This window comes from Coriobacteriia bacterium, from assembly GCA_031292615.1.
Taxonomy (GTDB): domain Bacteria; phylum Actinomycetota; class Coriobacteriia; order Anaerosomatales; family JAAXUF01; genus JARLGT01.
Genome location: JARLGT010000084.1, coordinates 1 through 25,472, shown reverse-complemented (window position 1 = coordinate 25,472; position 25,472 = coordinate 1). Strand labels below are relative to the sequence as shown.

General features: G+C 65.8%; 25 protein-coding genes and 1 pseudogene. 20 read left to right on the top strand and 6 right to left on the bottom strand.

Annotated features, from left to right (window positions below; all coding sequences use genetic code 11):
• The 18 genes and pseudogenes from P4L93_07585 to P4L93_07500 all read left to right on the top strand — a co-directional run.
• A partial coding sequence (locus tag P4L93_07585) for an aspartate kinase (GenBank protein ID MDR3686797.1) occupies positions 1–896 on the top strand: 896 nt, incomplete at its 5' end.
• Entirely contained in the window at positions 896–1,921 is a 1,026-nt protein-coding gene (locus tag P4L93_07580; GenBank protein MDR3686796.1) for an aspartate-semialdehyde dehydrogenase, read from the top strand. The genes P4L93_07585 and P4L93_07580, both read left to right, overlap by 1 nt.
• Before the next feature lie 45 nt (positions 1,922–1,966).
• A complete protein-coding gene (locus P4L93_07575) occupies positions 1,967–2,650 on the top strand; it encodes a response regulator transcription factor (protein ID MDR3686795.1) in 684 nt (227 codons plus the stop codon).
• Positions 2,650–4,140 carry a HAMP domain-containing sensor histidine kinase gene (locus tag P4L93_07570; GenBank protein ID MDR3686794.1) on the top strand — a complete coding sequence of 497 codons (1,491 nt, stop codon included), beginning with the start codon at positions 2,650–2,652 and terminating at the stop codon, positions 4,138–4,140. The genes P4L93_07575 and P4L93_07570 overlap by 1 nt, the downstream gene beginning before the upstream one ends.
• Positions 4,141–4,223: 83 nt before the next feature.
• A complete protein-coding gene (locus P4L93_07565) occupies positions 4,224–6,314 on the top strand; it encodes an HD domain-containing protein (GenBank protein MDR3686793.1) in 2,091 nt (696 codons plus the stop codon).
• A gap of 233 nt (positions 6,315–6,547) precedes the next feature.
• Positions 6,548–7,105, top strand: a complete 558-nt coding sequence (locus tag P4L93_07560) for a QueT transporter family protein (protein ID MDR3686792.1) — start codon at positions 6,548–6,550, stop codon at positions 7,103–7,105.
• A gap of 313 nt (positions 7,106–7,418) precedes the next feature.
• Positions 7,419–8,951 (top strand): annotated as a pseudogene (locus P4L93_07555) (diguanylate cyclase).
• Positions 8,952–9,049: 98 nt separating this feature from the next.
• Complete coding sequence (amrS, locus tag P4L93_07550) at positions 9,050–10,090, top strand: AmmeMemoRadiSam system radical SAM enzyme (protein MDR3686791.1); 1,041 nt, start codon at positions 9,050–9,052, stop codon at positions 10,088–10,090.
• 97 nt (positions 10,091–10,187) lie between these two features.
• Positions 10,188–11,450, top strand: coding sequence for a hypothetical protein (locus P4L93_07545; GenBank protein MDR3686790.1), 1,263 nt, complete (start codon positions 10,188–10,190; stop codon positions 11,448–11,450).
• A gap of 42 nt (positions 11,451–11,492) precedes the next feature.
• Complete coding sequence (locus tag P4L93_07540) at positions 11,493–12,410, top strand: sulfite exporter TauE/SafE family protein (protein MDR3686789.1); 918 nt, start codon at positions 11,493–11,495, stop codon at positions 12,408–12,410.
• The gene (locus tag P4L93_07535; GenBank protein ID MDR3686788.1) at positions 12,407–13,228 is read left to right on the top strand and encodes an N-acetyltransferase; all 822 of its coding nucleotides are present in this window, start codon (positions 12,407–12,409) and stop codon (positions 13,226–13,228) included. The genes P4L93_07540 and P4L93_07535 overlap by 4 nt, the downstream gene beginning before the upstream one ends.
• A 14-nt stretch (positions 13,229–13,242) precedes the next feature.
• Entirely contained in the window at positions 13,243–14,535 is a 1,293-nt protein-coding gene (locus P4L93_07530) for a histidine kinase (protein MDR3686787.1), read from the top strand.
• 13 nt (positions 14,536–14,548) lie between these two features.
• Positions 14,549–15,259 carry a LytTR family DNA-binding domain-containing protein gene (locus P4L93_07525; protein MDR3686786.1) on the top strand — a complete coding sequence of 237 codons (711 nt, stop codon included), beginning with the start codon at positions 14,549–14,551 and terminating at the stop codon, positions 15,257–15,259.
• A 55-nt stretch (positions 15,260–15,314) separates the two neighbouring features.
• A complete protein-coding gene (locus tag P4L93_07520; GenBank protein ID MDR3686785.1) occupies positions 15,315–15,803 on the top strand; it encodes a metallophosphoesterase in 489 nt (162 codons plus the stop codon).
• Between the two features lie 195 nt (positions 15,804–15,998).
• A complete protein-coding gene (locus tag P4L93_07515) occupies positions 15,999–16,169 on the top strand; it encodes a hypothetical protein (GenBank protein MDR3686784.1) in 171 nt (56 codons plus the stop codon).
• A gap of 218 nt (positions 16,170–16,387) precedes the next feature.
• Entirely contained in the window at positions 16,388–16,708 is a 321-nt protein-coding gene (locus tag P4L93_07510) for a hypothetical protein (GenBank protein MDR3686783.1), read from the top strand.
• The gene (locus P4L93_07505; GenBank protein ID MDR3686782.1) at positions 16,699–17,151 is read left to right on the top strand and encodes an OsmC family protein; all 453 of its coding nucleotides are present in this window, start codon (positions 16,699–16,701) and stop codon (positions 17,149–17,151) included. The genes P4L93_07510 and P4L93_07505 overlap by 10 nt, the downstream gene beginning before the upstream one ends.
• A gap of 58 nt (positions 17,152–17,209) precedes the next feature.
• The gene (locus tag P4L93_07500; protein ID MDR3686781.1) at positions 17,210–17,524 is read left to right on the top strand and encodes a rhodanese-like domain-containing protein; all 315 of its coding nucleotides are present in this window, start codon (positions 17,210–17,212) and stop codon (positions 17,522–17,524) included.
• Between the two features lie 34 nt (positions 17,525–17,558).
• Here the strand turns inward: P4L93_07500 and P4L93_07495 are convergent, their stop codons facing one another.
• Both P4L93_07495 and P4L93_07490 read right to left on the bottom strand, forming a co-directional pair.
• Positions 17,559–17,759, bottom strand: a complete 201-nt coding sequence (locus tag P4L93_07495; protein ID MDR3686780.1) for a DUF2892 domain-containing protein — start codon at positions 17,757–17,759, stop codon at positions 17,559–17,561.
• A 92-nt stretch (positions 17,760–17,851) separates the two neighbouring features.
• Positions 17,852–19,513 carry a hypothetical protein gene (locus tag P4L93_07490; protein ID MDR3686779.1) on the bottom strand — a complete coding sequence of 554 codons (1,662 nt, stop codon included), beginning with the start codon at positions 19,511–19,513 and terminating at the stop codon, positions 17,852–17,854.
• Between the two features lie 265 nt (positions 19,514–19,778).
• Between P4L93_07490 and P4L93_07485 the strand changes: the two genes are divergently transcribed.
• Positions 19,779–20,444, top strand: a complete 666-nt coding sequence (locus P4L93_07485; protein MDR3686778.1) for an HAD-IA family hydrolase — start codon at positions 19,779–19,781, stop codon at positions 20,442–20,444.
• A gap of 187 nt (positions 20,445–20,631) precedes the next feature.
• On the top strand, positions 20,632–22,116 hold the full coding sequence (locus P4L93_07480) for a PQQ-binding-like beta-propeller repeat protein (GenBank protein MDR3686777.1): 1,485 nt from the start codon (positions 20,632–20,634) through the stop codon (positions 22,114–22,116).
• A 98-nt stretch (positions 22,117–22,214) separates the two neighbouring features.
• Here the strand turns inward: P4L93_07480 and hypE are convergent, their stop codons facing one another.
• From hypE to P4L93_07460, 4 genes are all read right to left on the bottom strand, one after another.
• Positions 22,215–23,225, bottom strand: coding sequence for a hydrogenase expression/formation protein HypE (hypE, locus tag P4L93_07475; GenBank protein MDR3686776.1), 1,011 nt, complete (start codon positions 23,223–23,225; stop codon positions 22,215–22,217).
• Positions 23,226–23,300: 75 nt separating this feature from the next.
• Entirely contained in the window at positions 23,301–24,404 is a 1,104-nt protein-coding gene (gene hypD / locus P4L93_07470) for a hydrogenase formation protein HypD (protein MDR3686775.1), read from the bottom strand.
• 6 nt (positions 24,405–24,410) lie between these two features.
• Positions 24,411–24,662, bottom strand: coding sequence for a HypC/HybG/HupF family hydrogenase formation chaperone (locus P4L93_07465; protein MDR3686774.1), 252 nt, complete (start codon positions 24,660–24,662; stop codon positions 24,411–24,413).
• Positions 24,663–24,711: 49 nt separating this feature from the next.
• Positions 24,712–25,472, bottom strand: a 761-nt coding sequence (locus P4L93_07460; protein MDR3686773.1) for a hydrogenase maturation protein HypF, incomplete at its 5' end; no start/stop codon positions are given.

Below are 25,472 nucleotides of genomic sequence, written 5' to 3'. Positions count from 1 at the left end.
GGGAGGCGATCGCCGAGGGCAAGATCGTCATCGTCGCAGGCTTCCAAGGCATGACCGAGGACGGCACGATCACAACCCTTGGCCGAGGCGGCTCGGACACTACCGCCGTGGCAGTAGCGGCCGGCATCGGCGCCGATGTCTGCGAGATCTACACCGACGTCGACGGCGTCTACACGGCCGACCCGCGCATCGTTGCGGACGCCCGCAAGATCGACGTGCTCTCCTACGAGGAGATGCTCGAGATGGCCGCGAGCGGCGCCGGCGTCTTGCAGATGCGCTCGGTCGAGTTCGCACGCAACCACGGCGTGGTCATCCACTGCCGTTCCAGCTTCAACGACACGCCCGGCACCATCGTCAAGGAGGCCGACGAGACCATGGAACAGGCCATTATCTCCGGCGTCACGCACGACACCTCGGAGGCCAAAGTCACGATCAAAGACGTCCCCGACATGCCCGGCGTGGCGGCGCAGGTGTTCTCGGCGATGGCCGAGAGCAACGTCAACGTCGACATGATCATCCAGAACGTCTCGGAGGATGGCACGACCGACATCTCGTTTACCGTGCCTAAGGACGACCTGGTCCGTGCGCGCCGCGCCGTGGCCGACATCGTCGCAAAGCTGGGCGCACGCGAGTTCTCGGTCGACGAGTCGATCGCCAAAGTCTCGTTGGTGGGCGCGGGCATGAAGACGCACCCTGGCGTGGCCGCGAAGATGTTCTCCACGCTCGCCGACTCTGGCGTGAACATCGACCTAATCTCGACGTCGCCGATCCGCATCAGCTGCGTGATCAGCGCGAGTCAGGTTACCGATGCGGTCCTCGCGCTCCACGGTGCGTTTGGGCTGTCCAACGAGGAGATCACTTCCGAGATCTCTCCCGCCGCTGGAGGCGAGCAGTAATGGCTTGGAGCAAGAAACTACCTGCCAACCCCGTCGTCGCCGTGGCCGGGGCCACGGGCGCGGTTGGCCGCGAGATGCTACTCGTTCTCGAGCAGCGCAACTTCCCGGCCTCGCGCGTCATCGCGCTGGCCAGCTCGCGCTCGGCTGGCAAGAAGCTGCCCTACGCCGACGGCGAGCTGACGGTCGAAGAGATGACGCCAGCAAGCTTTGACGGCGTCGACATCGCGCTGTTCTCGGCGGGTGGGAGCGTGAGCAAGGAGCTCCGCGACGCTGTGGTGGGCGCGGGTTGCGTCATGATCGACAACTCGTCGGCGTTTCGCATGGACGACGACGTGCCGTTGGTGGTTCCCGAGGTCAACCCGGAGGACATCGAGTGGCACTCGGGCGTGATCGCCAACCCCAACTGCTCGACGATCCAGATGGTCGTGGCGCTCAAGCCACTCGACGATCTCTCGCAGATCAAGCGGGTGGTTGTCTCGACCTACCAAGCGACGTCGGGCGCGGGCGCCGCGGCGATGGAGGAGCTGTACTCGCAGTCGCGCGACTTCCTCATGGGCCAGGAGCTGCACGTCGAGAACTTCGCACACCGCATCGCCTTTAACTGCATCCCGCACATCGATGTCTTCATGCCCGATGGCTCCACCAAAGAAGAGTGGAAGATGGTCGTCGAGACCAAGAAGATCATGCATCTGCCCGAGATTGCGATCTCGGCCACGTGCGTACGCGTTCCGGTGCTGCGTTGCCACTCCGAGTCGATCAACGTCGAGTTCGCCGAGCCGGCGTTCCTCGGCGCCGTCATGGAGGTACTCGGCGACGCCCCCGGCATCACCATGATGGACGACCCGCAGAGCAAGACCTACCCGATGCCCGCGCTGCTCGAGGGCACCGACGACGTCTACATAGGCCGCCTTCGCCGAGACGACAGCGTGCCCTACGGCGTGTCGTTCTGGTGTGTCGCCGACCAACTGCGCAAGGGCGCGGCACTAAATGCAGTACAGATCGCAGAGTTGCTGCTCGGCAAGTAGAGGTTTGGAAGTGCGACGGAGCTAGGCCACCTTGGGAGGCGGAGCATGTCAGACGGAGCCAAGATCCTCATCGTCGAAGATGACCCTACGATCGGACGGTTCGTCGAACTCGAGTTGGCTCACGCCGGCTACGAGGTCACGCGGTGCACCGACGGCGAGTGCGCACTTGACGTGGTTGACGAGCTGTCGCCCGACCTTATCCTCCTCGACATCATGCTTCCGGGTGCCGACGGTGTGGAGGTCGCGACGACGGTGCGCGCCCGCGGCATGAACATGCCGATCCTCATGCTGACGGCGCGCTCGGAGACGCAGGACGTGGTGCGCGGCTTCGATGCCGGCGCCGACGACTACCTGCGCAAGCCGTTTGAGATCCCCGAGCTGCTCTCGCGGGTCCGCGCGCTGCTCAAGCGCACCGAGCACGACCGCGGTGGCGACACGTATCAAGCCGCCAACGTCGAGATCGACCCGGCGTCGCGCAGCGTCTTCGTGGGCGGGGAGCCGGTCAACTTCACCGCCAAGGAGTACGACCTACTCGAGTACATGGTCACCAACGCCGGCCGGGTTATCAGCCGAGACGAGATTCTCGAGAAGGTGTGGGGCGGACAGCACGAGACCGACAGCAACGTCATCGAAGTCTTCGTCTGCCACTTGCGCAACAAGATTGGTGACGAGAACAACCAAGTCATTCGCACGATTCGCGGTGTGGGCTACTTCTTCGCGAGAAGCTGATGGGTTCTCGCTCGTCTCTGCGGTTCTGGCTGCTCATCGTCTCCGTGTTGTTCGCGCTGGCCGTTGTCGGGGGTATCTCGATCACGACCTACGTCATCGTCGCCGATGGAATGCAGGGCGTCGCTCAGGGCACGACCCAGCGTGTCGCGGCCAGCGCCGCGACGATACTGCGTGATGCCGTGAGCGAGACGCTTGTCTCGGCTGGTTCGCAAGGCTTCTCGGGCGACCAGAGGGGACGCTTCGCCTACCAGACGCTGCGCACCGAGCTGACGTCGCTACTCAACCGGCCTGGCCTCGGCGAGGCGGAGTACGCGCTCTACGACGCTACCGGCAAGCAAATCTGGGCCTCCAGCCCCGAGGCCGTGTGGCCCTCCCAAGACGAGGCGCGGCAAGAGGCCATCTCCACCAACCAGCCTACGATCTCGACAGGCCGCGCTGGCAGCCTCATCTCTGGATTGGCGCGCAAAGCCCAACTCCCCGTTCGTGTGATGCACATACCGGTCAAGATGCCGGACGGCTCGACCGCGATCCTCGACGTCACGTATCGCCCGACCAACGAGGAGCGCGTGATCGACGCCGTTCGTGCGCCGATGACGGCGCTCGCACTCTCAGCAACGCTGATCATGGTGCTGCTGATGCAGACGTCGATGACGTGGGTGCTCAATCTGGTTGCGAACCTTCGCAAGGCCGCCGACTCCATCGAGGCGGGTCAACTGGATGCGCGTCTGCCTGAGAACGGCAGCAACGAGATCAGCTCACTCGCACAGTCCATCAACCGACTTATCGAGCGCCTGCAGCGGCGCAGCCAGGCCCAGGCACGCTTTGTCGCCGACGCGAGCCACGAGCTGGCGACGCCTGTGGCCGGAATTCGCGGCTACACCAGCATCCTGCGAGCGTGGGGCGCCGAGGACCCCAAGGTGCGCGACGAAGCCGTCGACGCTATCGACCGCGAGTCTCGGCGGATGGCGAGGTTGACGGGTGACTTGCTCAACCTGCTCCATGCCGACCAAGGGCTCGTGCTCAAGACCGAGAAGTTCGAGGTCAACGCTCTGGTACGCGACCGTCTGGCCGCGACTGCAAGCCGTTGGATGGACAAGGATCTCGACTTCGTGGGGCCGGAAGACGAGGAGCCGTTGGTCATGAGCGGCGACCCCGATCGCTTCGAGGACGTCGTCTCGATTCTGCTGGACAACGCGGCCAAGTACACGCCTGCTCGTGGAAAGATCGTCGTCTCCACGAGGCGACGGCGCGACATGATCGAGCTGGAGATATCGGACTCAGGTCAGGGCATTCCGCCCGAGGACCTGCCCCGCATCTTCGACCGCTTCTTCCGCAGCGAAGCCTCGCGCGCAGCAGGCGAGGGCGGCTTCGGCTTGGGGCTCGCCATCTGCAAGAGCATCGTCGACAGCATGGGCGGCACGATCGAAGTCTCGAGCGAAGTCGACAAGGGCACGACGTTCGACGTGAGGGTTCCCCGCGGACGCCTGTGACCCCCATCACGCTTTGCTCTTAAGTCGCGGTCCGGGAATACCGATAAACCAACCGTTGGAGTCACTGCAACGGGGGGCATCGAGTGCCAGCGGACGATCGCAACATTGCAAAGGAAGCTTTCTCGACGCCTGAGTGGCGTTCTGCTGCTGACTCTCTGTTCCAAGCGACTGGGGTCACCGTCAGCGTGATGGACTTCGGGTCGTGCGAGCTTCTCGCCGGGGTTTCGCGATGCGCACACTGCCATCTCGTCACCGACATTGAGGCCCCAAGCCCCCTGAACTGCTTCGATACCCCGCCAAGCGCCGATTCGGGTCCCGCACGCGTTATGTGCCGAGCCGGCCTGCCCACACTCATCGCGCCGGTTCTGCGCAACGGCACACCCATCGCCCACGTGGTTGTCGGCGGGTTCGTCACATCGACGCGCGACCGCCGGCGACTCTGGGAACTCATCTCGGCCAAGGGCGTTCGCGAGGACTCCGTCCGCCTGGCCGTCAAGTCGATCACCGTCGTGCCGCGCGCTGAGGCCGAGGGCTACCTCCAGGTAGCGATGGCCTGCGCTCGCACGGTTGTAGACGCCACGGCCGAGCGGCTCTCGTCGGCCGAGCGCGTCGAGGAGCTGCGACTCTTTGTTACCGCCGGCCAGCAGGTCGTCACCACCGAGCATCTCGACGCCACATCGCTCGGCGGGATCGCCGAGGAGGCGGTCTCGCTTGTGGGCGGCGACTCCGGTGCCGTGCTGCGGCCGACCGGCGGCTTCTTCGAGGTCGTCGCGCATACCACCGGATGGCGCGGGGCTCTCGGCGCACTGATTCCGCGCGACGACACGGCATCTGGCCGAGCCGCCAGCTCGCACCGCACGGTTGTCGCTCGCAGCGGTCGCGGAGGCGCCACCGGCGTGCTCGCGCTGCCCTTGCTGATGGGCGATCGCGTGTTGGGCGTGCTCGAGGTGCGGCTTCCCGCGTCGCAGCTGCCGGTCGATCCCGAGCGTGTGGCGCGTCTGGACCGCTTCGGGCGCTTCATCGCCATCGCGCTCGAGCGCGAGGACGAGCGTGCGCAGGTCGAGCGCGCGATGGCCGGCTACGCGCAGCTCAACGAGCTTGCGGCCGCTCTCGGCGGGGCAAGCGACATGGACGCGGTCACCAAGCTGGTGTCCAGCGTGCTGGACAAGGCTTTCGAGTATCAGATCGCCGGTGTGGTGCTCTCCAGTTGGGGGCGTGACCACGCCGACGTTGTCATCTGTGGCGACGTCACCACGGCCGAGATCGAGCACGTTCTGAGCGAAGTGGCCGGCCGAGACACGGTTGCGCAGCCTTTCGGCAGCATGCGGCGGGTCACGCATCGCGGCGAGGTGTGCGTTCGCGCCGAGGAACGCGACGAGTGGGCATTGGCCGCGGTCGAACTCGAGCACGGCGATCTTGTGATGGGCTACCTGTTCGTGGCGCGCGCAGACGGAGGACGCTACAAGGCGGCCGACCGAGCGCTCCTGGCCGGCATCGCGGCACACGCAGGAGCGGCTTTTGGGCGCGTCGCGCTGTTCACCCGCATTCGCGACGACTATGCGAAGACCATCGCGGCGCTCTCGGCCACGCTCGACGCAGGCGAGCACATGCCCGCCGGCCACTCGAGTCGTGTCATGGAGTACTCAATGATGATCGGCGAGGAGTTGGGGCTGCCGTTCGAGGATGTTGAGCAGCTGCGCTTCGCAGGGCTGTTGCACGACATCGGCAAGACCGGGCTGCCATCCGAGTTGCTGCTCAAACCCTCGAAACTCTCGGCCGACGAGTTGCAGACAGTCCGAGCCCACGCCGAGCTTGGCGCGAGCATCGTCGACCAGATCGAGTTCCTCAAGTCGCTCACGCCGGTCATCTTGCACCACCACGAGCGTTGGGATGGCTCTGGCTACCCGAGCGGGTTGCACGCCGACGAGATCCCGCTACTCGCGCGCATTCTGGCTGTCGCCGACTCGTTCGATGCCATGACCACGCAGCGGTCGTACCGCAAACGGCTGTCGATCGCCGCAGCGCGCAACGAGATGATGTCGGGTGCCGGTACGCAGTTCGACCCGCTGGTCGTCGCCGCACTTTTCGAGGCGCTCGACACACAAGCACTCGCCGGCGGCACCGGGCTGCTCGCGCCGGCAGCCGCGAAGGGGCGTCAGGAGCTGCCCGCGTAGTTGGAAGCGAGCGTCTCGGGTGCGAACGCGTGGCGGGGGTGCCGCGCGCAGTCACGCAGAAGGTCCGCCAGTGGCGGGCCTTCGAGTATGTTTGAACACGGCGTCCCCGCGAGCGGTCGCGCCCGAGGCGCACGCGGGCTGCGCGTACGGCTCGCATGTGGCACAATTCGCAGCGTTCGCACCTCCCCGGGCACAGCCGAGGAGCCTCCAGCGATCTGGATGAGAGGCCCACTGTGTCTAGAACTCGCTTCATCGCTCAAGCCGGAGTCATCGCCGCAGTCTACGGGAGTCTCACGTGGCTCACGCTCGCCTTCGGTGGCGTGCTCGCTTGGGGACCCATTCAGTTCCGCATCAGCGAGGCGGCGACCGTGCTCGCGCTGTTCACCCCGGCCGCCATCCCTGGGCTTGCGATCGGCTCGGTGGTCGCGAACCTATTCAACCCGCAGGCAATCTGGCCGCTCTCACTGCTCGACGTCGTACTCGGGTCGCTTGGCACCCTGCTCGGCGCGGCGTGGACCTGGCGTTTTCGCACCCGGACAGCGCTTGCATTGCTGGGTCCAGTGGTGGCAAACGCGCTTATTGTCGCTGCCTATTTGCCGATACTCCTAAGAGCGTTCGGGCTATCGGCGTTACCGGGGCTGGGCGTATCATTGACGGGTGCCTGGCTCCCTTTGTACTTGGTCTGCGTCGCCACGATTGGGATCGGCGAAGCAGCGGTCGTGTACGGGCTCGGCCTGCCATTGCTACTGGCATTGCGAAGGACGGGAATCGTGGGGTTGCTCGGCAAGTGACCGTGTCGGTGTTCAGGGGGCACGCGTGGCGCAGATTGAGTCTGGAGGTCAGTCGCAAGAGCGGCCGACTTTCGGCGCGCCCGAAAGCCTTCTGATCTGCCGAGACGGTGACGACTGCATCCAATGCTGGGGCTGTGCACGTCACTGCCCCGCACGCGCAATTGCGGTGGTCGACGGTGCTCCCAAGATCCTGCAGGAGCGCTGCGTGGACTGCGGGCTGTGCGTCACTCATTGCGGGAACGCCGGCTTCTCAGTTCGCGATGACCTGCCGCGCGTGCGCGCGCTTCTCGCGAGCGATCGGCCCGTCGTGATCGTGTTGGCCAGCGAGTACGTTGCTGCGCTCCATCCGGCCACCCCGCTTGAGGTCGAGCGGTTGCTGGAGGCACTGGGGTTCATCGCCGTTGAGACGACGGTGCTCGGAGAGGAGCTGGTCGCAGCGGCTTACGAGCAGGTACACGCTCGCTCGCTCTCGACGCTGCCCAAGCTGCGCTCGACGTGCCCGGTTGCGGTTGGGTGGGTCAAGCGTTTCTACCCGCAGCTCGTCGACACTCTGGTGCCGATCGTGCCGCCGTACGTAGCGCAGGCGCGGCTCGTGAAGTCGATCTACTCCGACGACGTCGCCGTCGTCTATGTGTCGCCCTGTTGGGCTCGCAAGAACGAGATCTCCGATCCCGGTTTCGGCGGTGCGGTAGACGTCGCTATCGGCTTTGACGAACTTAAGGCGCTCATGGCCGAACGCTCGCTCGTCTCGGCGGCCCCGAACCTCAAGCGTCCGGCTAGCCGCCGACCGCAAGCGGCCAAGCAGCTTTCGCTGACCGACGGCTATCCTCGGCGGGCGATCGTCGAGCGCGACCCCACCGCGACCGACCTCGCAACCGTGCGCGGACTAGAAGACATCGACAGGCTTCTCGCGGGCATCATACGCGGAGAGACAGCACCGCATCTCGTCGACATGCTGAGCTGCGAGGGATGCGTCGACGGTCCCGCGGTCACCGCGGAGCTGTCGGTGTTCGCCAAGCGCAACATCGTGGCCGCCGACCGCGAGCATCAGCCGCCTCCCGCCGTGGACAGCCGGTCGTTCCTCAGCGCGATGCCCGCAATCGACCTGTGGCGCTCGTTCGAGCCGCAGCCTGCCCTATCGCGAGTTCCCACCGCCGAGGAGATCGACGGCGTGCTCGCCGCCGGCGAGTTCGCCAGCCGCGCCGAGACGATCGACTGCGGCGCGTGCGGCTACTCGACCTGTGTCGAACACGCCGCGGCAATCTGCCTCGGCCACTCGTCATGGGACCTGTGCTTCCCGTTGCAGCGCAAGCTCATGGAGCGCGAGCGCAATGACCTGATGCGCAGCGCGCTGGTCGATACGCTGACCACGCTGGGCAACCGCCGCCTCTTCGATCAGCGCTTCGCCGAGGAAGTTGGCCGCAGTGCTCGCTACTCCGAGCCGCTGTCGTTGATCATGATCGACCTGGATCGCTTCAAGGAGATCAACGACCGCTTCGGGCACGTGTCCGGCGACGAGGTTCTCACGGCCGTTGGAGTGCTGCTGCACGATTCCCTGCGAGTCAGCGACATCCCGGCACGTTACGGCGGCGACGAGTTCGCCATCATCCTCCCCGGCACCACCAAGACCGAGGCCTGGGTCGTCGCCGAGTAGATCCGCTCGGAGATGCAGGGGCTGCACTTGACTACGACGGCCGGTCACTCGCTGGTGATTCGCGCGTCGCTGGGGGTAGCGTCGTACAGCGTCACGCATGAGGGGCCGATGGCGCTTCTCGAGGCGGCCGACGCCGCGCTCTACCGCGCCAAGCACAGCGGCCGCGACCGTGTGGAGCTTGCTGTCGGCTAGCGCCGTCCTCCTACCGCCGGCGCGGCTGTGCGCCAGCCCCGATGCGCGCGGGTATGCACTCCTTGTGGATGGAACCCCATTCCAGCGAGGAGGACGCGATGCATGACGCACTGCTGGGCTCCCCCGAAGGCGACCGCATCCGGTGCGGCCTGTGTCCCCACGCGTGCCTGATCGCCGAGGGGGCTCGAGGTGTGTGCGGTGCGCGCGGCGTGCAAGGCGGGAAGCTGCGGGCGTTCACCTACGGGCTGGTGAGCTCGGCGGTGCTCGATCCCATCGAGAAGAAACCGGTCTTCCACTTCTGCCCCGGCTCAAAGGTCATGTCGTTTGGCTCGGTGGGGTGCACGATGCGCTGCGGGCACTGTCAGAACTGGCAGATCTCGCGACCCAAGGGCGACGACGGCACGGTCGAGTTGTACGAGCTCGCTCCCTCGGAAGCCGTGCGTGTCGCGATGGACGCGGGCGCGCAGGGAGTTGCGTTCACCTACAACGAGCCGATCATCTGGCTTGAGTGGGTCCTCGACGTCGGTCGACTGGCCAAGAAGGCGGGCCTGTTCGTGGTCATGGTTACCAACGGCTACGTGACCAAGGCGGGCATCGACCTGTTTGCCGAGGTCACAGACGTGTGGCGCGTCGACATCAAGGGCTTCGGCGAGGATGCGTTTCGGCGGCTGTGCAAGGTGAGCCACCCCGAGGCCGTTCGCGAGATGGCGGTGCGCGCCAAGCACGTGTTGGGCATGCACGTCGAGTGCGTCACCAACATCGTCCCGACCATCAACGACTCCGACGACGAGCTGCGCGCGATGGCGCGATGGATCGCCAGCGACCTCGGTGCCGAGACCCCCTGGCACGTCACGCGGTTCATCCCATACCTCGAGTTTGCCGATCTGCCCGCCACGCCGGTCGCCACGCTCGAGCGAGCCCGAGCGATCGGGCGCGAGGAGGGGCTACGCTTCGTCTACCTGGGCAACGTCGCCGTCCCAGGTGGGGAAGACACGATCTGCCCCGAGTGCGGCTCGCTGGTTCTCGACCGGGTCGGGTACGCGACCCAGATCGACGCGCTAACCGCCGATGGGCACTGCAAGCACTGCGGCGTTGACTTGGGGATCCGCATGGAAGGCTGCTCCGGCGCGACGGGCTGAACGCTTTGCGCGACCTTGTCGGCGTGTAGCGGTATCATGTAGCGGGCCCATCGTATGGGCTCTTGCATTGTCGCCTACAAGGGGAGCGTCTTCACTCGTGGAACCAGTCGTCATCATCCCGACCTTCTGGACGAAGCCGCAGACCAAGCGCGGGCGCAAGAACATCGCTCCAGTCAACGACCTCACCACCGTCTACGACCATCCGACCCCCATCGACTCCGATGGCACGCTCCCTGACTGCTTGCGCTCGTTGCAGCACGTCGAGGGGTTGGGCAAGGTCGTTATCATCGTTGCCACCACCGACGAGTCCATCGAGCACCGCGCCGAGGATCGCGTGCGCGAGATCGTCGATGACTTCCCCGACATCGACGCGTTCGTCTTCGGCCCCGCCGAGCTGGGAAGCCTGCACCGTCGGCTCGAGCAGCTTGAGTTCGCCGACATGCTCGATGGCGTCACGCTCAACGGCTACGGTGCCGTGCGCAACGTCGGCCTGATGGCCGCCGCAGTTCTCGGCCACGAGGCGGTCGTCTTCATCGATGACGACGAGATCGTCACCACTCCCGACTTCCTCCAGCGCGCCATGTACGGCCTCGGTCGCAAGTTCGAGGACGGCACGCCGCTGCTCGCCAAGACCGGCTACTACACCGACCAGCACGGTCGCTACCAGGTCGACATCGACACACACTGGACCGACATGTTCTGGCGCCGCAAAGAGGCGTACAGCGCCGCGCTCTCGCTCATTCCGCAGAAGCCGCGCATCAAGCCGACCACGATCGCGTTCGGCGGCTGCATGGTGCTACACCGCGACATGTACGCCAACGTCTCGTTCGACCCGTGGGTGCTCCGCGGCGAGGATGACGACTACATCATCAGCGCCCGGATGCACGGCGGCGGCGTCTACCTCGACGACGAGTGGTCGATCGTCCACCTTCCGCCGGAGTCTATCAGCGAGGCGATTCGCTTTCGCCAGGACGCATATCGCTTCGTCTACGAACAGCGCAAGATCGAGTTCGCGAAGTCGCAGGTCGACCTGCGCCAAGTCACGCCCAAGTCGATGGCGCCCTACCCCGGGCCGTTTCTCGACTCGTCGGTGGGCTGGCGCGCCGCCGTCACCGCCTTCCTGCGCGCGCTGACCAGCTCGGAGCGGGGCCTGTACTTCCAAGTCGCCACGCACGTGCTCAACGAGGCTGCGCTCTACGCTCGCGACAACTGCCAGAACTACTTCGAGTTCCAGCGTCGCTGGCCGATCATGATCGACATGCTGTGGGACGACGTCGCGCTCAAGTCGCTGTTCTCCGGCGAGCGCCGAGTCGACCGCACGGCGATCACGGGCCGCTTCCCGATCGTCCCCCCCGCCTAAGCGCGCGCGAGGGACCGTGAGGGTTTCCAGGGAGTCGGTACGGTGAGGCAGCTGCTCACGACGTTGTGCATCGGGCTGGTTTCGGGCGTGCTCTCGGGTGCGTTCGGCATCGGCGGCGGCATCATCACTACTCCCGGAATTCGCCTGCTCCTCGGTGCGCCGGCGCTCGTGGCGGTGGGCACGCCGCTGCCGGTCATCATCCCCAGTGCGATCACCGGCTCGCTGAACTACCTGCGCCGCGGCTCGCTCAGCGTGCGCGTGGGAGTCTGGTGCGGAATCTTCGGCTCCGCGTTCGCGGTACTCGGCGCTCTGTCGACGCAGTACGTCGGGGCGCTTTTTCACGCCGACAGCGGCACGATCGTGTTGCTGGCCACCGCCGCGCTGATTCTCTACACAGCCGCCGATATGATTCTGCAGGTCATCCGCCCGCCGCGTCTGGGCCTCGAGGCCGCCGAGGAGCGCGATGCGTTCGCGCCGAGCGAACCTCCCGCAGCCGACCATACCGCCGCGGCTCACGCGCGCGCAGCGTCGTACGGCATGGCCAGGTTGACCGCGCCGCTCCCTTCCGCCCCTGCAAGCCAGCCCGCGCCGCTGTGGAAGCTGGCTATCATCGGTGGGCTGACGGGGTTCTACTCGGGCTTCCTCGGATTGGGCGGCGGCTTCGTGCTCGTGCCCATGCTCACGCGCTGGCTGCACTTCGACATCAAGAAGGCGATCGGCACCTCTCTCATGGCCATCGCGATTCTCGCGGTGCCGGGCACAATCACTCACGCGCTGCTGGGCCACATCGACTGGTGGCTGGCCGCGGCGCTGGCCGTCGGCGTCATCCCCGGCGCCTGGCTCGGTTCGCGCTTCACACTCGGGTCGAGCGACCGCGCCACTCGCATCGCCTTCGCGGTCATGCTGGTCGTGGTTGGCGGCTGGCTCGCCGGTGCCGAAATGGGCTGGCTGCCGAGATGATCTCGGAGATCCGGACGGCGACCCCCGACGAGTGCGAAGGGCTGTGGCCGGCCGTCTCGGCGGAGCATCTGTTCGCGACCTCCGACGCGTTCCTCGCATACTGCGGCGCGGCGCCCTGGCAGGCCCGCGTCACGGAACGCGGCGAGGCGGCGCTGCTCGGCCGCTGGAAGAAACACCTCGATGTGCTTGCGATTCGGGGCGTGTGGGCAGACGAGCGCGACATCCCGGAGTTCGTCCGCGACGCCACCGATCGGGCCGCCGAGCACGGCTTCGGCCGCGTGCTCTCTCCGCTGCTCCCAGAGATGTTCTTGAGCCCGTACCGCACCGCCGGGATGCGGGTGAAGCAGCGGATCGTCGCCATCCAGGGGCATCCCGAGCTAGTGCTGCCGGCGCATCCACCTCAGGGCGTGACGATTCGCGAGGGCACGGCGGACGACATCGAGGCCGTGACCGCGCTCGACTCGGAGAGCTTCGACGAGTTCTGGCGCTGGAACCGCGAGGACCTGCTTGGCTTTCTCGGCGCCGAGCGACTCACCGTCGCCGAGGCCAGCGGGGGAGCAATCATCGGCTATACTCTGGCCACCGTGAGCAGGGGAGCGGCAACGCTATCTCGGCTGGCCACGGCACCGCAGGCGCGTCGGGCGGGCATCGGCAGTGCGATGCTGTTCGAGGTAGCCAGATGGGCGGTTTGGCAGGGAGCGGTGACGTTCTCGCTGTGCACGCAGGCTGACAACAAGGCGTCGCGTCGGCTGTACACACGAGCGGGGCTGACCGAGATTCCCGAGCGCTACGCATTCGCCATTAAGGACGTTACGTGAGGAAGAGCCGTTAGTTGAAGAGCGAGAACCGCAGCGCACTGATCGACCTTGCGATTGCCAGCGCGCTCGTGGTGCTCTCGCTCGTCACAGCGTTCGGCCTCGCCGCCCCCGATGTCTCGCGCTGGGTCGCTTTGGCCGGCATGGGCGGAATCGTCACCATCGCCGTCGCGCTCGTGTGGGCGCGCTTCGCCACGCGCCCCGACCACGTTCGCGCGCTGCAGTCGCACAAGATCCTTCGAGTCGCCAACGAGGCTCTGTCCTACATGCGCCAAGGCCTTACCGAAGAGAGCGCTCAGGCGGTGTGCCGCATCATCCTGCAGGCCAGCGAGGCGGCGGCCGTCGCAATCACGGACACGGACCGGGTGCTCGGCTTCGCGGGCACCGGGGAGGACCACCACGAGGTCGGCGGTCCCATCATCACGAGGGCGACGCACGAAGCGCTTGAGAGCAACGAGCCGCGGACGCTCGCCACACGTGAGGAGATCGGCTGCCCCCGCAAGGACTGCGCTTTGCGGGCAGCAATCGTCGTCCCGCTGGAGATGCGCGGGCGTGCCGCTGGCACGCTGAAGTTCTACTACACGAGTCCTCGACTGCTCAACGAAACGCAGGCGGCGATGGTCGAGGGCTTGGCGCAGGTGCTGTCCACACAACTCGAACTCTCGGAGTTGGAGCGGCAGACAGAGCTCGCCACCCGCATGGAGCTCAAGGCGCTCCAGGCGCAGATCAACCCCCACTTCCTCTTCAACACCATCAACACGATCGCCTCGCTCATTCGAACCGACCCCACGCGAGCGCGCGAGCTCCTGCGCGAGTTCGCAGCGTTCTACCGCCGTACGCTGGAGGCCGGTGAGAAGCTCATCCCGCTCGGCACCGAGCTTGCGCAGACGCACCGATACCTGAACTTCGAGCTGGCACGCTTTGGCGACCGCATCGTCGTTCAAGACGCCGTCGAGGCCGACATGCTGAACATCCCCGTGCCGTCGTTCATCGTCCAGCCACTGGTCGAGAACGCGATTGCGCACGGGATGCGTGAGGACGGTCCGCTGACGGTGAGGCTGTCCTCGGCACACTGCGGGGACGAGGCGGTGTGCATCATGGTGACCGACGACGGCGTGGGAATCTCGCCCGATCGGCTGCCTCACGTGCTGGAACCCGGATTCGGCAAAGGGCTCGGGATTGCGCTCAAGAACGTTGACGATAGACTGAAAGGGCATTTCGGGCCGGGGTCGGGGGTCCACGTCGAGAGTACCGAGGGCCAGGGAACGCAAGTCACGCTTGTCCTCGCGCACGTAGCGCCCGAACTCTGAGAAGAGGTTTCGCATGCTCAAGGCTCTCGTTGTCGACGACGAGGCTCCAGCGCGTTCGGAGTTGCGCTACCTGCTGGGCGAGTGCGGCGGCGTCGAGGTTGTCGGCGAGGCAAGCAACGCCGTCGAAGCCCTGCAGCTCATCAAGGCGATCCCGTATGACGTCATCTTCCTCGACATCCAGATGCCTGGCCTTACCGGCGTGCAGCTCGCCGAGGTGCTCTCGGGCCTGACGCACCCACCGGCGATCATCTTCGTCACCGCCCACAGTGAGCACGCGGTCAAGGCGTTTGAGGTCCGCGCGACCGACTACCTGGTCAAGCCCGTGGAGATCGACCGTCTCGGGCAGGCGCTCGCTCGCATCGAGCCGGTCGCCGAGCAGGCCCCCGCCCGCATCGAGCGCATCCCGGTAGAGAAGGCCGGCAAGAAGCTGCTGGTCAACGTTGTCGACATCCTCTATGTGATGGCCAAGGACGACTACAGCTACCTGTACACCGCGGCCGACCGTTACCTCTCGACGATCTCACTCGCTCAGCTCGAAACCAAGCTGATGCCGGTCGGCTTCTTCCGCATCCACCGCCGCTACCTGGTCAACCTTTCGCGCGTCAAAGAGGTCGTTCCGATGTACGGCGGCACGCTGCTGCTCACCCTCTCCGACGACGCCAGCACACAGATCCCTGTTTCGCGCCGTCGTGTCCCCGCGCTCAAGAAAGCATTGGGCCTCTAGTCCGATGCCCGCCGAGACCCCCGCGCGAAATGTCCGCGCGCCAGCGTCAGGGAGCGTGACTCGGGTTGGGCTGATCTCGGATACGCACGGCTGGCTCGACCCGCGCGCGATAGCTGCGCTCGAGCGCGAGGAGCCGCTCGCGGCAATCGTGCACGCCGGCGACATCGGCGGCGACCCGCAGGTGCTCTACGAGCTGGGAGCCATCGCACCACTCACTGCGGTTCTCGGCAACTGCGACGCACCGATTCCGGGCTTCGATCTGCCCGCTCTCGCATCCCTGGTCGTTGCTGACAAGCGCATCGCGGTGATCCACGACCTGGCCAGTCTCGGGCCGATTCCCGCGGGCGTCGATATCATCGTGCGCGGGCACTCGCACATCCCGGGCGTTCAGTGGCGTGATGGTGTGCTGGTGGCCAATCCCGGCTCGGCGACGCAGCGGCGCAATCAGCCGAGCTGCACGGTCGGCGTGCTCGAGTTCGGGCCGAACGGCGACGTCGAGGTGCGGATAGTGGCGCTCGACGACCTGGGAGCGCGCGTGCGCTAGTGCCGTTTGGCCCGCGTCTATGCTGTCGGAGCCTAACTCGAGACGGATTGGCAGTGCGCGGGTGAAGTTCCCGGGACGAGTGAGTTACGGCCTGCGGTGGCAAGCTACCTGGCTGAGCGCCACGGTGGCGGCCCCTCACTGGGTCGCGACATCTCGGTGGCGGAGTCGCTCCCCGCGACCTAGCTCAAGCAGATCATGGCTGCGCTTCGCCGGGCCGAGCTCGTCACCGCACGCGCGGCGCCCGTGCGCGAGGTCTTCGACGCTGCCGAGGATGCGCTTCGAGCCGTGTTCGACGCCCAGACGCTGGCAGACATCACGCGCTGCCGAGGGGCACTTCGCGAATGGGCGAGCATGTATCACATCTAGCGGAGCGGCTGTGCAAGCCCGGCAACTTGATGCGGGACATCGACTGCCGACCGCCCCATCTTGCGTCCGGATACCCGTGGGGGTATGTTGTGCCATGACCCATACGCGCTTTCCAAAGGACGCAAGTGACTGACGCCATCATCAAGGTCGTCGATCTCGACGACTGCAGTTGAAGTGGGAGTAGCCAACCCTACTCGGACGGTCTGTCCGAGCTACTCGTGCTCGAAGCCCAGATCCTCGGCACCACGCCCGTCGACGATGCGACGTGTGGCCTGCCCGTCTCGGCGCAGGTTGCACGGCTGAAGCACCAACTCGCCGACAGCGGGCTTGGCGCCATCTCTGTCGAGGAGATGGACCTCTACAGTCTGACTGGCCCCGATCGCGACGCCGCGTTGGATGCGATCGTCGGAGGCGAGCCGTCGCCGCTTGTGCTGGTTCGTGGACGACTCGTATGTAGTGGGTCGATCTTGCTCTCAGTCGTACTTGCCGCACTAGGTGCGCACCCTTCGCCAACCCAGGAGGAGTCAACGTGGATGTAGTTCAGGCTCGTTGGACGCAGAACCGGCAGTTCGTGGGATGGGATTCGAAGCAGCACGGAATCGTGATGGACACGCCTGCGGACGGAAGCGGTGAGGGTACGGGCTGGCGCCCGGTGGAGTTGCTCTTGCTCGGCATGGCTGGCTGCACGGGGATCGACGTCGTTTCGATTCTCGAGAAGAAGCGTGAAGATCTGCGAGGTCTCGAGATTGAGGTCAAAGGCGAGCCGTTCCTGGATGGATTTCCGCACTACTACGAGACGATCGAGGTCAAGTACACCGTCACTGGCGTGGGAATCAAGCCAGCGTCAGTCGCCCAAGCCATCGAGCTCTCCGAGGCCAAGTACTGCTCGGTGAAGGGATGTCTCGGGCCGCAGTGCGTCGTGAAGACGACATTTGAAATCGTTGAGTTTCAGCCGCAGATCGGTCCCAAGAGCCGGGGCTAGTGTCCGTAATGATCGCGGCTCTGGCCGCACAAGACTCGACCAAGACGAGGGGTTGACCATGTTCGGATGGGGAGTGAAGACCGTTACCGTCGCCGAGCTCGAGGAAAAGCTTGCGGCGGGCAAGACCGTTCTGATTGACGTACGCGAGCCGTACGAGTTTGCCGGCGGCCATGTCAAGGTTGCCGTGAACGTGCCATTGGGTCAGCTCGGCTCCAAGCTGGGCAAGTTCGATCCGTCCGCCGAGACCTTCGTCATCTGCCAGTCGGGGCATCGCAGCGTGACTGCTGTGAGCATGATGAAGCGAGCGGGATTCGAGCACGCGTACAGCGTCAAAGGGGGCACTTCGGCGTGGCGCGGCAAGCTCGTGCGCTGAGCGGCCTCGTCTTGCGACCGCAGCTTGGGCTGGCCTAGGTCCGCTTCGAGGTCCCGATGCCGAAGAACTTCTTCACGTGGCAAAATCCGATGGACCCGCTGAAGATCAGCAAGGCGCCGACGAGCGCCACCACGATGCCGAGAATCCCCCTCACAACAAACAACCCGATGGCGATCAGGACGATGCCGATTGCGACGCGGATGGTTCGTTCGAGCATCCCTAGATTGACGCCCACGCGACAGCTTCCTCTCAACAAGTTCCTTCATCACGCGCGTGTGTGACGACCCGACGGCCCCCCCGCCAGCGAGCGGCGTCCCGGGTTGGAGCCTACCCCTCCCAGGTCATACCAGCGGCGTCGAGCAGCGAGTGCGCGAAGTGCGTGACGGCCTCGGGTCCGGCGTCGGCCAGATCGACGTGCAGGACGCGTCGGTCGTGCGCCACAAGCGTGGCGATGTCGCCCTCGGCCTGCGCCCGAAACAGCGTGCGCAGCCCCCACGGACGCCCGGGCACAGGAGCGTCGGCCGCGTCGCGGGTTGTCACGACCACGAAGACGCCGGTGTTGGGCCCACCCTTGTGCAGCTGGCCGGTCGAGTGCAGGTAGCGCGGCCCCAGTTCGAGCGTGACCGCAGCACCTGTCGCCGCCGAGACCTTTGGCGTCGCCGAGACAAGCGGCGCGAGCAGCGCCTCATCGTCTGGCAGGTAGACGAGCAGGGCGAGGTAGTCGCGCGAACGAATCGCCGCTAGCGCGTGTCCGAGCGCGGTCGACAGCGACGGTTCGGCGTGGTCGGGCGCGGGCAGGCCGCCTGCGTACGTGAGCACGGTGCCGTCGGGCGTGCAAGCGTTGGACTGCGGAGCGGTGAGCTGCTCGGACAGCACGGCGCTTGTCGCGTCTTTGGCCGACTGCACGTTGGGCTGGCCGAACGGGTTGACCCCGAACAGCGGCCCCATCAGTGCCGTCGCGTGTTCCCACAGCGAGAACTGCGCACCGATGTCGTAGCCGTCGCGCAGCACGATCTCGTGCACGGGTGCTGTTTCGGCGAGCTTGGGCGTCCACTCGGCAAGGCGATCGTCGCCTTCGAGTCGCACGACCACAACGGCGCGATCGGCACCGTAGCCGAGCGGAAAGTCGTCGGAGAGCTCCACCACGGGCACGACTCCGGTGCCCGACTTACCCAGTGACTCGGCGACCAGCTGCTCGATCCACAGCCCGACGCTGCGAAGCGGCTCGGATGCGACAACTGTGAGTTTGTCTCGACCCGTCGCATGCGAGTCGGCGATGAATGCGGCCAGCAGCGCGGCGGGATTCTCGGCAGGAGGGAGATCGCAGGCGGCTTCCATGTTGGCCGCTCGGCGCATCAGTTCGATTGTGTCGATGCCCAGCAGCTCGGCCGGAACCAACCCGAACGGCGTCAACGCCGAGAACCGCCCGCCTACGTTCTCGGGAGTCGAGACGAGCGCGCAGAAGCCTCCGCTTGCGGCTGCGGCTTCGAGCGGCGAGCCCGGGTCGGTGAGCGCGATGAAACGGTGGCCACCATCCTCATGGCCGAGCGCGCCGTCTGCTACCTCGCGGAAGATCGCGTACAGCGAGTTGGGCTCGATCGTGCCGCCGGACTTGCTGGAGACCAGGTAGACCGTCGTTGACGGGTCCAGCGCGGCGACCATCGCGTCGATGGTGCGAGGGCAGGTCGTATCGAGCACATGGAGGCGCACGTCGCTGTCCGCTCCGAGCACGTCGCCCAGCACGAGGGCGGCAAGCGAGCTGCCACCCATGCCAAGCAGCACCACGTCAGTCAGGCCCCTGGCGACGACGTCGCGAGCCAGCAGCCCGACCTGCTCGAGGATGTCGGCCGAGCCCTTGGCCAGGCGAGTCCACCCGAGGCTCTTCGAAGCGAGCGCTACGTCCTCGTGGGCCTTGCCGAACAGCGTTGCGTCGTGCGCGCGAAGCCGCGCCACCGCGTCTAGCTCGATGAGGCGCGCGAGTGCGTCCATGGGAGTCCTTTCGAGTCCAGAGGAGCCGAGCAGGTCGGCCCGAGTAGGTATATGCCCGACTGGGCACGGCGCGCCTCCGCGCATTGCGCGGGCGCCCGGCAGCGCCTTCGAGGGGTTTGCATCCTCCAGATTGTATCCGAACGCGCTGGTGAGGCGCCGTTTTCGATGTCAGGGGCGTGTGGCACGGGTCACAGGGGACGTAGGCAGCGAGACGCGTCCAGACGGGGCGCGGTGTAGGCTGTATTTGAGAGGGAAGGGGAGCCTCGTGATCAATGCCATCGTCTTCGACCTCGACGGCCTTATCGTCGATACCGAGCGTACGTCGCTGGAGTCGTGGGAAGAGGCATATCGACACGCTGGCTTCGAGCTGCCGCTCGACCTGTGGCAGACTACGATCGGTACGTGGGGCGCCGCCTTCGACCCGGTGGAGGACCTCGGACAGCGCCGCGGCCGCCCGCTTTCCGCCGAGGAGATCGAGGCGCGTCGAGAGCGCGAGTGGGAGTTGGCCGCAGAGCTGCCGATGATGCCTGGCGTCGGCCGACACCTCGATCAGGCTTGCACGCTCGGGCTGTCAGTGGGGCTGGCGTCGAGCTCATCGCGGCGGTGGGTGCAGGGGCAGATCGAGCGCCTCGGCATCGCCGAGTGCTTCGAATGCGTGTGCACGCGAGACGACGTGCCGCAAGCCAAGCCCGATCCCAGCGTCTACTTCCGCACGCTGCTGTATCTGGGTGTCGACGGTACCGAGGCGCTCGCCTACGAGGACTCCAACTTCGGGCTGCTCGCAGCAAAAGCCGCTGGCCTGCGCTGCGTCGTGGTCCCCGGCCCTCTGACCGCCGGTAGCGACTTCTCACTCGCCGACGTCATCGTCCCGAGCCTGGCAGATGTCGACCCCCAAACCCTCTGGAACTTCGTAGACGCCGAATACGCGTAGGCGGCACGTTCGAGGCCCGCTTCTACGGCGGTGGATGAACATCGGGGGGGGGGGGGGTTCGCGTGAGGCTCTGTGCACCTTCGGCTTGCTCGTCTGTTAGGGAACTGAACTATCGGGGTAGGCGGTGCACGACGGATTTCACCATCTTGAGGGGGGATGTGCGGTGTCGCGCAGCTCAACAGGATCCGTGGTACTCCGATTCCTTCTGTGTGGCCTCGCCATCGGAGTCCTTTTCGCTCCGGCGATAGCCGGCGCGGGAACGGCGGTTACGCTTGCTGGTGGCGCGTGGCCGACCTTTGGGCACGACGCCGGGAACACTCGGCAGAGCCCGTACATAGGGGCCCAGACGAACCATCTGAAGTGGAGCAAGGTCACCGGCGCAGCGACACGCGGCTCGGCTGCCGTCGGCCCGAACGGGACGGTCTACGTCACGAGTGGAAGTAACGTCGTTTGGGCGCTGAACCCTTCGGACGGTTCGACCATATGGGCCCACACGTTGCCCGCACAGACGTGGTCGAGTCCCTCAATCGGTTCGAATGGATACCTCTACGTGGGTTGCTACGACGGCAAGTTCTACGCGCTCGACACGGTCGACGGATCGGTCAAGTGGTCGACCAGCGCCGACTTGTTCGCGTACAACTCGCCGGCCATCGGCTTGGACGGGACGGTGCTGTGCCCGATTGAAGGCGGTCCGTTGTATGCGTTCGACCCCACCACGGGCGCCGACAAGTGGTCACGTGAGTTGCATATGTCGACCCAAGGCAGCCCGAGCATCGGTTCGACTGGCACTGTCTACACCGGCGGCGGCGCTATCCTCGCGTTCAATCCGGCGTCGGGGTCGAGCGAGGCCACGTTCACGGGCAGCGCGGGCTTCCCATACGCGCCCGCGATTGGGCACGACGGAACTCTGTACGCCGGCGACGAGAACGGCACGGTGTACTCGATCGATCCATCGACCATGACAGCGAAATGGACGCACGCGATTGGCAGCGGAGTCTGGACGGCGGCTGCGATTGGAACAGACGGCGCGATCTACGTAGGCTGTGCGGACGGTACCATCCGAGCGCTCGATGGCTCGACCGGTCATGAGAAGTGGTCGCACTCCACGGGCGGACCAGTGGAGGCGTGTCCGACGGTCGGCGCTGACGGAACGGTCTACGTCGCCAACAATGCGGGCGATGTCCAGGCGCTGAACCCGACCGACGGGACGGTGAAGTGGTCGTACTCGGTTGGATTAGAAGTGTTCTCCTCGCCGACAATCGGCTCCGACGGTACCGTGTACTTCGGCTCGGACAACGGCACGTTCTACGCGATTGGTTCGACGCAGGCCTTACCTGTCGGGCAGAAGCTGGGGCCGCCCATCATCCCGTCGTCGTACCTTGGGTCTTCCGGCAATGTCGTCAAGCGTCGCTGGGTGAAGGCGGCCGGCACCGTGGTACCGCCGCGTTCGCCCGGCACCTACGCGATCACAATCGTTCGGCAGCGGCGTGTGCGCGGACACTGGGTCAACCAAGGTAGTGGATACGCGGCGTCGCTCACCGCGAGCGGTAGAACGTATTGGTCGAGCGTCGTGTTCAAGACGACTGGGTCGTGGCGGATGCGTGCAGTCCACGGCCGTGGCAGCTCTCAGGTCGTCGGCGCTTGGTCCTACTACACCGTGGCGAATCGATAAGGTTCTTCGCTCGCGTGCTACACCAATCAACCCCGGCACACAGAGGCCGCTCCGGTGGAGCGGCCTCTCTAGCGTGCATTCTTGAGTTGGCGTTGGCGCTAGCAGATCCGCGGCAGCTGCTCGCCCACGAGCATGTCCATGATGCGCGTCGCGCCAAAGCTCGTGTACACGTACACCTTCCCGGCCCTGCCGTCGCCCGCCTCGCCGATGATGGCGGCATCCTCGCCATACGGCGACGCCTTCATCGCGGCGAGTGCCGCGTCGGCCTGCTCGGCGGGGACGATGGCGACCATCTTGCCCTCGTTAGCCACCTGGAAGACATCGTAGCCGAGCATCTCGGAGGCGCCACGGACCTGCGGCTTCACCGGGACGGCGGTCTCGGTGACGGTAATGGAGACCTTCGACGCGTCGGCGATCTCGTTGAGCGTAGAAGCCAGTCCGCCGCGGGTGGGGTCGCGGAAGCAACGCGTGCCGGGAGCAGCGGCAAGTACGTTGGCGATGAGCTTGTTCAGCGGCGCCGCATCGGTCTCGATGCTTGTCTCGAACTCGAGGCCCTCGCGCGTCGAGACGATTGCGATGCCGTGATCGCCCAGGGTGCCGGAGAGCAGGATCTTGTCACCCGGCCTCACGTACGAGCCGGAGAGGTCGACGCCCTCGGCCAGATGGCCGATGCCTGCGGTGTTGATGAAGATGCCGTCGCCGTGACCCTTCTCGACAACCTTGGTGTCGCCCGTGACGATGTGGACGCCAGCCTCGCGAGCGGCGTCCTTCATCGAGAGCATCACCTTGCGCAGGTCCTCGATCGGGAAGCCCTCTTCCAGCACGAAGCCGACGCTGAGATAGAGCGGCGTGGCGCCCGAGGTGGCAACGTCGTTGACCGTGCCGCACACGGCGAGCCGGCCGATGTCGCCACCTGGGAAGAAGATCGGGTTGACCACGTAGGTGTCTGTCGAGAACGCAACGCGTCCGGCCGGCATGTCGAGCGAAGCGGCATCGTCGAGGCGCTTGAGGGCGTCGTCGTCGAAGTCCGGGACGATGCACTCTTCGATGAGCTCTCGCATCATCGTGCCGCCCGAACCGTGGGCGAGAAGAATCCGGTCAGCGCGCATGGTGGCTCCTCGCTACGTTGCGTCGTCGGCGGCTCGGATGTCCGGCGCCGCCCCCAAGTCGATCCTCGGCGCGGGTTAGCCTTCCCGGCCGTAGTCGGTGAAGCGGTAGTACGCCGCGCACGAACCCTCCGATGACACCATGCACGGGCCGATAGGGTGCTCGGGAGTGCAGCCCTTGCCGAACAGCTTGCACTGGTAGGGCAGGGTGATTCCTCGCAGCACCTCGCCACACTGGCAGCCCTTGATCTCCTTGGGCTCGGGCGGCGTGACGGGGATGCGCTTCACGGCGTTGTAGTGGTCGTACTCGGCGCGGATGCCCAAGCCGGTGCCAGGGATGACGCCGATGCCGCGCCAGTCGGCGTCGATGGGCTCGAAGACTTTCTCTACGAGCGCCTTGGCGGTTGGGTTGCCCCCCGGCTCGACCCCGCGGTGGTAGGCGATCTCGATCTCGGCACGACCCTCTTCGAGCTGCTTGAGGATCATGTAGATGCCCTGCAACACGTCGACCGGCTCGAATCCGGTGATGACTCCGGGAACCTTGTAGTGCTCGGCGAGAAACTCGTAGGGCTCCTGCCCGATGATTGTCGATACGTGGCCGGGGAGGATGAAGGCGTCGATTTCGACGTCCGGATCGTTGACCAGCGCTTCGAGCGCCTTGGGCACCGTCTTGTGTGCCGAGAAGATGCTGAAGTTCTCGATGCCCTCTTCCTGCGCGCGCAGAATCGAGGCAGCGATGAGGGGCACGGTTGTCTCGAAGCCGACGGCTACGAAGACGACCTGCTTGTCGGGTGTCTTCTTGGCCAGGGACAGCGCGTCGAGCGGCGAGTAGACGATGCGAACGTCTCGGCCGGCGGCCTTCTCCTTGGCAAGCGAGCTGTAGCTACCGGGGACCTTCATCATGTCGCCGAACGACGTGACGATGACGCCGGGCTGCTTGGCGAGTTCGATGGCTACGTCGATGTCCTCGTTCGCTGTGACGCAGACGGGGCATCCGGGGCCGGAGAGCAGCGTGACGTTGTCCGGCATCACGGCGCGCAGACCGTTCTTGGCGATTGCGACGGTGTGGGTGCCGCAGACTTCCATGATCTTGACCGGGCGCGACAGGTGCTGCGCGGCAACGTCGATAGCGTCAATCAGGCCCCTGGCGATCTCGGGGTCACGAAAACCACTCAGATCCATTGGGCCTTAGGCCCCCTCAAGGGCGATACCCTCGTCAGCCGCAAAGTCGGGGATGGACCTCAGAATCTCGAGCGTCTCGTTGGCGTACTGCTCGTCAACTACCTGCAGGGAGAACCCTGCGTGGACGAGAACGTAGTCGCCTACAACTGCTTCCGGTGTGAGGTCGAGCGATACCTTGCGGGTGACGCCCATGATGTCTACGGAGGCCATGTGGCCTTCTTCGATCGTCACGATGCGTGCGGGAATGGCGAGACACATACGCCTTTGACCCTCCTGTCGCAGCTGCCGGGCTGGTGGCCTCTAAGCATCAAATACCGTGCCGCCTAGCCCATGCGATCACGGCTTGACCGAACGACACAGCTCCGTCGTTGACCGGCAGCCTCACGTGAGTGAGGGGGTCCAGGCCCGCGGCGGAGAGTTCGCGCACCGACTCGCCGAAGACGATACGGTTCATGAACACGCCACCAGCGAGCGCGACGTAACCCGTGCCGGCGTGTTTTGTCGCTGCTTCGCAAACACGGACTATACACCGCACGACGGCGCGGTGAAAGCGCATCGAGATTACCCCCACCGGTATCTGAGCAGCGACGTCGTCCAGAATCGCCGAGAGCACAGGGGTCGGATCGATGGTGAGCGGTGCCGACGGGTCGGTCTGCGGCGGCGCGACCAGCGCAAACTCGTAGCCGCCGGCCTCGCTGAGGTCAGCTGCCGCCTCGAGCAGAATCGCCGCCTCGCCTTCGTAGCGAGCATCATCGGCGATGCCCACGATGGCAGCTACGGCGTCGAACAGACGGCCCGCCGAGCTGGTCAGCGGCGAGTTCACTTTGCGCTCGACCATGCGCAGCAGAGTGCTTTCCTCGCCTGGCTGCAGGCGGCTTCGCAGCGGCGCTGCGCCCGGATGATCGAGCAGGCCGAGAGCGGACAGCGTGCCCAGCGCCATGCGCGCAGGGCGCTTGATCGCGCCGCCGCCGCCGGGCATCGGCACGTAGGCGAGGTGGGCGTATCTGTCGTAGCCCTCCCAGTCTGCGATGAGGATCTCGCCGCCCCAGATGTGGCCGTCCTCGCCGT